The organism is Rothia sp. HMSC076D04 (assembly GCF_001814645.1).
Classification (GTDB): Bacteria; Actinomycetota; Actinomycetes; order Actinomycetales; family Micrococcaceae; genus Rothia; species Rothia mucilaginosa.
On sequence record NZ_KV817358.1, the window covers coordinates 1 to 8,349 of the forward strand.

Genomic DNA, 8,349 nt, shown 5'->3' on the forward strand with positions numbered 1-8,349 from the left:
ACTCCGGGAGAACTCTCTTACCTGCGAGGTGGCCACGACCGACCTACCAACCGGCTTATCTGACGGAGCGGATGCCTTGGTGGGCACCCCATTCTCAGTCAGCCAAGCCGCGCTCTTTGCACTAAAATACGGCCTCGACGGGGCAGGTAGAAGATCTACCGCCCAACCAGCATTGTCCTTGCGGGACGAGTTGCAGCTTCGACACGCCACGACCATATCCTCCGGAGTTTCTGCAGGAACTCCAGGATTCAAATGGTCATAGGTCGCGCCACGGCCGCCCTTCTGGTTACCCCAGTAAACGACGTTGCCGCACCAACGACATGCATCGCCGTCGCGAGCACGAATTGGCACAATCAACGCACCGTTACGGGTGTCATTACGCCGCCTGTTTTCCCAATCAATCTCCTCTCGTAGGCGCATATGGAACAGGTCTTCATCCTCCACCAAACGATAGGCGATACGCCCATCATCCAGCGGCACCTCACCGGTAAGGTACCCACAGAACGTCGCATCAGCGATGAACTTCTGTGCAGCATCCGGAGTACCGGTGAACTTCAGAATGGAGCCGCGCTCAACAACATAGTTCGTCTTGAACGCCGCCGCCTCAACAGCCAAAGCAAGCACCTGACCAAACAACGACCACATCGACTGCATGCTCGCGCCAGGAATCTCCAGCGCTCGCCACACAATGCGATGCTGAGCGGCTGTATCAGATACTTTCAGCCAGGGCATGAGGGGGGCTCCTTGCGGTGGTAGTAGTGTAGAACATTTTTCTCTACAACTTGGTCAGAATCAGCAGAGCACTGCTAATTAGTGATGTCTTTCTCAAGGGCGGCATCCACCAAATCCTCATACAGGAGGTCAAGCAGATGCTGGATTTGGGACATGCGCTCGCGTACCTGACGCTGGCGCTTACCGAGGTTTGCGTTGCGCAGTGCGGCGGGGGTGAACGGGGCGAGGCTCTTCTTCGCCTCTTCGACGCGACCGAGTACCTCTGCTGATTCCTGCGGCGATTCAGCAGCTTCAGCGGTGAGCGCCGGCGGCTGGGTGAGCGTCATAGGGAGAGTTGGTTCGTCCTTGGGGTCGGCTCCATGTGCCGCGGTGGTGAGTGCTTCGGCATGCCGGGTTCGGCGCGCCGCTTCGAGGGTGCGGATCTGGTCGATTGCTTCGCGCAGGCGGGGGTAGCTGTCGCTGTCTCGCTTCATGCTCATGGAGCGCTGCAGGAGCCCTTCAGTGGTCATGTAGGTTGCGGCGCGGGTTGCTTTGCCGCCGCCGAGGTCTTCGCGCCATTTGCACTTCCATTTGTTGGAGACGCCGGTGAGGAGGCTGCCTTTGGCGAGTGCTCCGATTGCTTCTGCGATGTCGGTGTTGTGGACCCAGATGCGGTCAGCGTCGTAGATGTGGCGGATGGTGGTGCCGTTGATGGTGAGGTCGGTGTCTGGTGCTGCGATCGGGTGGTAGCGGTTCATGGTGTGTCCTTGGGGTGTGGGTGCTTATTCGGCGTAGTTGGTGTCGTCGTGGGAGCTGGCGTGGAGCTTGGCTTCTTCGCAGAGCTCTTCAAATGCGTCTTGGAGGACCAGGGAGTTGAGTGATTCAACGGCTTTGGTGTTTCTCTGCCTGCAGGTGCCGCATGTGATACGGAAGCATCTGCCTACGATTTCCCCGTCCCTGGTGAGCTGTAGGACTTCGACGGTGAAGGGGAAGCCTTCGTGTTCCTGGTGTTCTTGCATCAGTGTTTCTTCCTTAGCCTTAGCTGATGATGGTGTAGGTTGCCCAGAGCATCGTTCGTCGAGGGTAGCCTCCGGTGTAGAGGTAGACGTCGCCGCCGGGGTGGACGTCGAAGGTGCTGCAGGCTCGGGGGGCGATTGCTGTGGCGACTGCGTCGATGATGGCTTTAGTGCGCTCATCCCCGCCGCGGCGGCCGTCCCAGTAGGCGTAGGTGTGGATGATGTCTTTTTCGCCGGTTGCGGTGGCGTGGACGAATTCGATTGCGATCTTGTGGCTTGCCATGGTGGTGTTTCCTTGGGGGGTGTGGTGGGTGGGGTCCCCCGCCGCCTGTGTGGCTACTGTAGGAAAAGGGACGGCGGGGGAAGCTTGTTGGGCTGGTTAGATGTTGATGGAGGTTGTCATCATTGCTCGGTAGCGGGCTTTGCCTGCGGCGCGGTTGCGTTGCCAGACTTCGACGTCTGAGGTCTTGTACCAGTAGCGTCCGTCATCGTCTTTGGCTACTGGGCGGAGGCGGATGCCGGCGGCTCGAACAGCGGCACCTGAGTAGGTGCGGACAGTACTGACCTTGATACCGGCGGCGGCTGCGACCTGGCTTTCAGAGACGAGCTTGGTGCCGGGGTTGCATGCCTCGAACATGGTCTTGTGGGGCAGGTCAATCTTGTTGGTCATTGGTGGTGTTTCCTTGGATGGGTAGGCGTTTCTTGCGCCAGTGGATTGCTTGCATGTGGCGGCGGCAGAGCTGTTTGGAAGCTGCGCGTTTCTCCAGCCATGCCTCGACGTCTTCGGGGCGGTACCAGTAGTTCCCGTTGAAGTCTCCCCTCGCCGCGGGGCGGAGGCGGGAGGTGACAGCCGCTTTGATGGAGTCGCCAGCGTAGGCTCGCAGTGTGGTTTCTTTGATGCCTGCTTCACGCGCGACGGTTGCGGCGGGGGGCAGGTGCTCGCCGGGGTGTGCCTTCAACCATTCAGTGAGGGTGGGCAGGTCGCTCAGCGTTGATTTAGCCATTGGGTTCTCCGTGGGTGTGGTCGTTGATGAAGCTGCCGATGAGGATTGCGGCGGAAGCAGGGGCGAGCGCAATCGCGAAGATGATTGCTCGGAAGGTGATTGTGGGCTGTGCGGTGCCGATTCCAATGATGACGACGGAGGCGAGCGCGCAAGCCCAGACAAGGGCTTTTGCGGTGCGGAGAGTGCGGTCGGTGGTCATGGTGTGTCCTTGGTCTAGATGAGGAGGAGGATAAGGATGGTGAGTGCTGCGGCGAGCCAGATTCCGAGGGTGATCCATGCGAGGGTGATGAATTTCTTTTCCATCTCCGCGAGGTCAGCACGAACTAGGGTTAGGTCTTGGTTCTGGCTCGTCTGCTTTGCATGTAGACGCTTGGTGTAGCGGTCGAGCTGGGCGAGCGCCTTGCGCTGGTCTTTGCCGGCGCCTTGTAGGATTCCGACTGCGCATTCGGTTTCGGTGAGCTTGCGTTCGGTCTCGACGATGCATTGCATTGCGAATCCGACGTTGGCGTTCACGTCCTTCGCGTGCTGTGCGACCCTCCCGTTGAGGTGGTCGGTGAGGCGGCGGGTCTCGCAGAGTTCGTCCTGGAGGCAGGCGACGCTGTTGTCGAGGCTGTCGATGTCGGTGCGGACCTGGTTGTGGTTGTCGATGATTGTCTGGATGGCGGTGTGGCGGTGGTGGCGTCCGGCGGAACGGTCGCGCTTGGTCTTGGGGGTGGTCATGGTGTGTCCTTTACTGGCTGGTGTGTGGTGGGTGGTTAGAGTAGCTGCGCGATTTGGCTACGGCGGTGGCGCATCAGGTGCTCTGCGAGGCGGGTGATGCAGTGGTCTACCGCTTCATCTGAGAACTGGAGCGTGGATTCATCCTTGATCTGGTCGCTGGTTAGCGCGTCATGCAAGGTGACGCCGCAATCAATAGGGCAGGGGATGTGGATGTTCGTGCGGTTCTTGAACAGCTCGTTTTCGTGCAGGGTGGGTCGCAGGTCAGGTCGGATGATGTTCCTGCGGTCCCAGCAGATGCGTGCGGCTTCTAGGCACTTGTTCGCGTGGGCAATGAGCTCCGTCCAGAAGTCGGGGTGTGCCGTCTTGATGTGTTCGGCTGCGGCACTGCCCATGGTGCTGGCAATGTTGCTGGGGTTCAGCTCTGCGTAGACTTCCTGGCATGCCCCGCAGTGGAGCGCGGGTGCCTTCTTACCGCGAAGACGCGGGTCTCGGTCGTGTACGGTGAGGTGCCGTGCCCACCAGAGGGTGCGGGCGTGCTCGAAGGCGAGCGCTTCGGCGGGGGTTAGGTGTTTCTCGTTCATTGGTGCTTCCTTAGTTGGTATGGTTGGTTGATGAACCTGATAGTCACTATGTGAGGAGTTCTCTAATGCTTGCTAACCCTGCTCGTGAGCTGCTTCGCGTGTTTGAGAGCTGGTCGCAGCCCTCTGCTACTGCACGTTATGCACGCCCTTTGGATACCGAGGAGGAAATCGCGCAGGCTTTGCATGCGGCGCTTCTGCTGCGTGATATCCAGCGTCTTGTGAAGGTCGCGGAAGTTGAGCGCCCCAAACATAATTTGTCGTGGGCCTCGAAGTATTACGCCCGGTGGGCTCAAGCGATTTTCCAGTACCCCCACGGGTGGGACTATTCCTTCCAGTTAGAGAGCTACGAGCTGGACATGCTGTCTGCTTTGGCGGGTACCTTTGATGCATTCGCTAACTCCTCTGAACCTGGGATGCTTGATTGGCTCGACTCCCAGCGTGAGTCGATGGCTTCCAAGGTTCGCGAGGTCGCGGATTACGTTGCAGACGACCAGGGACTGAGCAGTTCTTTCCGTGCGTACATCCACGAGGTTATGCGCCGTGTGGAGGCCGCTTTCTCCGATGAGCTGAGCGGTAGCTTCAGCTTGTACAACGCATATATGGAATTCACTGTTTTAGTCGATGCAGTGTCTAACCGCACCACAGACCCCGAAGCGAAGGCGTTCTACCGCCGTGCATGGGACTGGCTGCAGGTTCCCGAGAACGCTAGGGCTCTTGCCTGGGCTGCTGCTCGTAAGGCGATCGGCCTCTAGGTTCCGCGCGGACGGCGAGTTGGAATCGGCGTCGTGCAAGCGCCGACTCTACGACGGCAATTGCTTCTTTGACCGTGATATGCACCGTGGTGCTATCACGGTCTTTTGCGTAGAGGGCGAAGTCCTCAATGATGTTGTACATTTCCTGGATGGCTTCGTCGGAGCAGAACCGGGGGCGGGTGGGCCTCTGGGTTTCGGGGGTGTTCATTGGTGTTTCCTTAGTTGGTGGTGTGTGAGTGCTACTCGGCTAGTTGGTGTCAACATGGGAGCTGGCGTGGAGCCTAGATTCTTCGAAGAGCCCTTTAAGTGCGTCTTGGAGGTGCAGGGAGTTGAGTGATTCAACGTCTTTGGTCTGTTCTTTTCCGCAGGTGCTGCATTTGAGGTGGAAGCTTCTACCTACGATTCGCCCGTTTCGGGCGATGTGAAAGACTTCGATGGTGAAGGGGGCGCCTTTTGTGTTCTGGTGTTCCTGCATTGGTATTCCTTCCTTAGTTGGTGGTGTGGGTGACGGGGAGGCGTGAGAGCCAAGCCGTCACCGCGGCCGATGTGTAGTAGATGCGTCCCCCGCTTCGGATGTATGCGGGGCCTGTCCTGGCTTTGCGCCAGGCGGCTAGAGTTCGGGGCGAGATACCGAGATTGTCGGCAAGCTCTTCCGGGCTCCAGACCGTGAGCGCGTTATCGGGGATAGTCAGCATGTCCTGTTCCTTTTCTAGGAACAAATCCTAAATTTAGGAATGGTCGGCAAAAAAATTAGACAGTAGTGCCCAGGTTTGCAGCGTGGTCTTCAAGAAGCCAGGTAACAGGCACCTGTAGAGCTTCTGCAATCTTCCACACTTCAGTAATGCGAGGATCCGCTTTACCTGTGGCAATTGCGCTAATGCGGCTAGGGTGAAGTCCTGACGCTATGGCTAGACTATGCTGCGTCTGGCCTTTCATTGCTAGAGCCATTCGCATGTTTTTACTGAAGGTCTCCTCCTGCATCCCAGTGCCTCCTTTCGTTGGTATGCAACTATCATATTCCTATTTTTTGGAATATGCAACCCAAAACAGGAATTTTTTTTAGAAATCTTATAGACTGTTCCCATGACAGACATTAAAGACCTGCAATCCAAAGCAGATGCCTTCAACGACCTGGTAAACCGAGAAATCAAGGTATGGATGGTTCGGCGCGGCGAAGACCTGTTGTCCCTAGCCGCAAAAACTGGCATCTCCAAGAGTAAGCTCAGCCGATCTGTATATCGGTCAGAAGGATCACTCCCCGTTCGTGACCTCAAAATCATCAGTGCTGCACTCAATGTTGATATGACGGTCATTATCTCTGCAGCTGACAACGCAATGCGAGAAAAAGCGACCACTCCCCTTACGGACGCCCAGCTGGCGGCTCAGATTTTGGCACGTGCAGAAGCTGCATCGCAGGCAGGGTACACGCTTGCCGCGCATCCTGCCGATACGGTCATTACTGAAGACCCTGCCGGCGCCTAACCAACTACCCCCTATTCACTAACTTCTCATGACTTCAACAGCAAATACATACGATCCAGAGCGCCACGCCGCGTCCCTGGGTATCCGCATCGTCGAAGCTCAACCACCAGCCGGTACACTCGCCCTCTGGGATGAGCAGACCCGGACCATACTCACCGCCCCCGGGCTCCTGTGGCGACAGCGACGATGCGTCATAGCCCACGAGCTCGCCCACGCAATCAACGGCGACGAACACTCCCCCATGGACGACGTTGCCTCCACCAAACGCGAGCGCCGCGCCGACACCGTTGCCGCCGGCTGGCTCCTGCAGCCACATGCTGTTCGCACGGCGTTGGCGGTTGCTCCTGATTCTTTGCCTGCTGCGGCGGCTGAGCTTGAGGTGACTGAGCGTATCCTCTCGGCTTGGTTGTGGGAGCATAGCAAACGGGGCGGTCTGGATAGCTAGTCCAGTCCGCCCCGTCTGTGCATCATCAATCAATGTAAGGAGAAATAAGCGCTTAGATCCGTCTGATGCGGTTCACTCACACAACAATAAGATGCCGACTCAGCTTACCTTCGCAGGTTCCGCCTCGTAGTTATCGGTTATTGCCGAAGTAGTGTAGCGTCACGTGGCGATTGCGGCAAGAGTCTCAAGGTGTCGGCGTGTCGTGCGGCGGTTTTTGGGTAAAAAAGATAACCGCCCCACCTACTGTATCCGGCAGTAGACGGGGCGGTTCCTGTGCAGTCCATGCTGAAGGAATGCTCGAACGAGATGACCGAGTTTAGCGTCACCTGCGGGCGAGCGCAAGTGAAAGGAGAAGCGGGTGGTTAGGGACCCTCTTCCGATTGGTTCTCATGGAAAGATTATGGCTCGGCGGATTAAGCCGAAACGCTGGATGGCGCGTGTCTATTTTCGTGATAGTGCTGGCGTGCGGCGGGAGGTGACGGCGCAGGGGCCTACTCGTGCGGCGGCTGAGCATCGTGTGAAGTTGAAGTTGTCGAATCTGCCGGTGGCTGGTGCTGAGCTGTCCTCGGCGACGACGCTGAGGGAGGCTCTGGATAGGTGGGTGTCTGGTTTGGATGAGGGGTTGGCGCTGAATACCACGCGTAATTACAAGCTGTGGGCTGAGCGTCTTTCTCGGAATCTTGGCTCTTTGCAGCTGAGAGAGCTCACTGCCGGGGCGCTGGATGCGTACCTGGCGGGCATTGATTTGCCTAGTGTGCGGTATAACCAGCGATTGACGCTCAAGATGGCGTTGGATGAGGCGGTGCGTCTTGGGGCTTTGTCGCATAACCCGGTTCTAGCGACTCGCCCGGTGAAGACCAAGAAAAAGGAAGTGCGAGCGCTGGATCTGGAGCAGGTTCAAGAGCTGCGGAGGCTCGTGTCTGCGGTGCCGGCAACGCCTACCTACAACGGGTATTTGGCTGATCTGGTGGATGTGTTGTTGGGGACGGGGTGCCGTTGGGGTGAAGGGGCTGGCATCCGCTGGCAAGATGTTGATCTTGAGGCGGGGACTGTGACCATTTGCGGCACTCTCGTTCAAAAGGCGGGTTGGCAGGCAGATACGAAGACACATGAGGTTCGTACCCTGCAGGTGCCGCCCTTTGTTCTCGAGGTGCTTCGGAGGCGGCGCTCAGAAGCCCGTGAGGGCGCCGTGTTCGTGTTTGAGCAGGGCGGTAAGTCTTTGGCGTACAATTCGGCGAGGACATGGCTTGGTAGGGCGCTCAAGGGCTCGGAGTTGGAGTGGGTGACCTGGCATGTGCTGAGGAAGACTACTGCCACTTTCTTGGACGAGAGGTTGGGTATTGCGGAGGCATCCCTGCAGCTTGGTCATGCGTCGGAGGAGATGACGAGGGCCGCCTATGTGCAGAGAAGTAAGCAGGCGGCGTTTGCGGACGCGCTGGAGGGGCTGGCGGGCTAGATTTGGTCCCCATTTACTCCCCACTTTGAAATCTCTCTAGACTGCTATTAGACTGTCACCATTTGCAGTTTTGGCATGAAAAAATACCCCCGAAATCCCTTATAAATAAGGGGTTTCGGGGGTATTTGCCCTAAACCATAGGGATACTCGCGTATCCCGCTAGTTTTAGAAAGCCTTGTTTA

The 8,349-nt window shown here is 57.8% G+C and carries 16 protein-coding genes; 4 read left to right on the forward strand and 12 right to left on the reverse strand.

Annotation, left to right across the window (positions count from 1 at the left end; translation table 11 throughout):
• The 9 genes from HMPREF2980_RS00185 to HMPREF2980_RS00225 all read right to left on the reverse strand — a co-directional run.
• On the reverse strand, positions 1–732 hold a 732-nt coding region (locus HMPREF2980_RS00185), incomplete at its 3' end, for an HNH endonuclease (RefSeq protein ID WP_371440382.1).
• Between the two features lie 74 nt (positions 733–806).
• A complete protein-coding gene (locus tag HMPREF2980_RS00190) occupies positions 807–1,469 on the reverse strand; it encodes a hypothetical protein (RefSeq protein WP_070689680.1) in 663 nt (220 codons plus the stop codon).
• Between the two features lie 24 nt (positions 1,470–1,493).
• Positions 1,494–1,730, reverse strand: a complete 237-nt coding sequence (locus tag HMPREF2980_RS00195) for a hypothetical protein (protein ID WP_070689682.1) — start codon at positions 1,728–1,730, stop codon at positions 1,494–1,496.
• Positions 1,731–1,749: 19 nt separating this feature from the next.
• On the reverse strand, positions 1,750–2,010 hold the full coding sequence (locus HMPREF2980_RS00200) for a hypothetical protein (protein WP_070689684.1): 261 nt from the start codon (positions 2,008–2,010) through the stop codon (positions 1,750–1,752).
• Positions 2,011–2,106: 96 nt separating this feature from the next.
• A complete protein-coding gene (locus HMPREF2980_RS00205) occupies positions 2,107–2,397 on the reverse strand; it encodes a hypothetical protein (RefSeq protein ID WP_070689685.1) in 291 nt (96 codons plus the stop codon).
• Positions 2,381–2,731 (reverse strand): hypothetical protein, encoded by a 351-nt coding sequence (locus HMPREF2980_RS00210; protein WP_070689687.1) that lies wholly within the window; start codon positions 2,729–2,731, stop codon positions 2,381–2,383. The genes HMPREF2980_RS00205 and HMPREF2980_RS00210 overlap by 17 nt, the downstream gene beginning before the upstream one ends.
• Positions 2,724–2,930, reverse strand: coding sequence for a hypothetical protein (locus HMPREF2980_RS00215; RefSeq protein WP_070689688.1), 207 nt, complete (start codon positions 2,928–2,930; stop codon positions 2,724–2,726). Before HMPREF2980_RS00215 ends, HMPREF2980_RS00210 begins: the two co-directional genes overlap by 8 nt.
• 14 nt (positions 2,931–2,944) lie before the next feature.
• Positions 2,945–3,451: a hypothetical protein gene (locus HMPREF2980_RS00220; RefSeq protein ID WP_070689690.1), complete on the reverse strand. Its 507-nt coding sequence runs from the start codon at positions 3,449–3,451 to the stop codon at positions 2,945–2,947.
• Positions 3,452–3,486: 35 nt separating this feature from the next.
• Positions 3,487–4,032, reverse strand: a complete 546-nt coding sequence (locus tag HMPREF2980_RS00225) for a hypothetical protein (protein WP_070689692.1) — start codon at positions 4,030–4,032, stop codon at positions 3,487–3,489.
• Positions 4,033–4,097: 65 nt separating this feature from the next.
• On the opposite strand from HMPREF2980_RS00225, the gene HMPREF2980_RS00230 reads away from it, so the two are divergent.
• On the forward strand, positions 4,098–4,784 hold the full coding sequence (locus HMPREF2980_RS00230; protein WP_070689694.1) for a hypothetical protein: 687 nt from the start codon (positions 4,098–4,100) through the stop codon (positions 4,782–4,784).
• Between the two features lie 247 nt (positions 4,785–5,031).
• Here the strand turns inward: HMPREF2980_RS00230 and HMPREF2980_RS00240 are convergent, their stop codons facing one another.
• From HMPREF2980_RS00240 to HMPREF2980_RS00250, 3 genes are read right to left on the reverse strand one after another with little or no spacing between them, the layout of a single operon-like run.
• On the reverse strand, positions 5,032–5,259 hold the full coding sequence (locus HMPREF2980_RS00240) for a hypothetical protein (RefSeq protein WP_070689697.1): 228 nt from the start codon (positions 5,257–5,259) through the stop codon (positions 5,032–5,034).
• A 13-nt stretch (positions 5,260–5,272) separates the two neighbouring features.
• Complete coding sequence (locus HMPREF2980_RS00245) at positions 5,273–5,479, reverse strand: helix-turn-helix transcriptional regulator (protein WP_070689699.1); 207 nt, start codon at positions 5,477–5,479, stop codon at positions 5,273–5,275.
• 55 nt (positions 5,480–5,534) lie between these two features.
• Positions 5,535–5,765: a helix-turn-helix domain-containing protein gene (locus HMPREF2980_RS00250; RefSeq protein WP_070689701.1), complete on the reverse strand. Its 231-nt coding sequence runs from the start codon at positions 5,763–5,765 to the stop codon at positions 5,535–5,537.
• Between the two features lie 102 nt (positions 5,766–5,867).
• On the opposite strand from HMPREF2980_RS00250, the gene HMPREF2980_RS00255 reads away from it, so the two are divergent.
• From HMPREF2980_RS00255 to HMPREF2980_RS00265, 3 genes are all read left to right on the forward strand, one after another.
• Positions 5,868–6,266 carry a hypothetical protein gene (locus HMPREF2980_RS00255; RefSeq protein WP_070689703.1) on the forward strand — a complete coding sequence of 133 codons (399 nt, stop codon included), beginning with the start codon at positions 5,868–5,870 and terminating at the stop codon, positions 6,264–6,266.
• Between the two features lie 28 nt (positions 6,267–6,294).
• Entirely contained in the window at positions 6,295–6,711 is a 417-nt protein-coding gene (locus HMPREF2980_RS09270; RefSeq protein WP_083313487.1) for an ImmA/IrrE family metallo-endopeptidase, read from the forward strand.
• A 400-nt stretch (positions 6,712–7,111) separates the two neighbouring features.
• Positions 7,112–8,167, forward strand: coding sequence for a tyrosine-type recombinase/integrase (locus HMPREF2980_RS00265; RefSeq protein ID WP_141755937.1), 1,056 nt, complete (start codon positions 7,112–7,114; stop codon positions 8,165–8,167).
• The last annotated feature ends 182 nt before the right edge of the window (positions 8,168–8,349 follow it).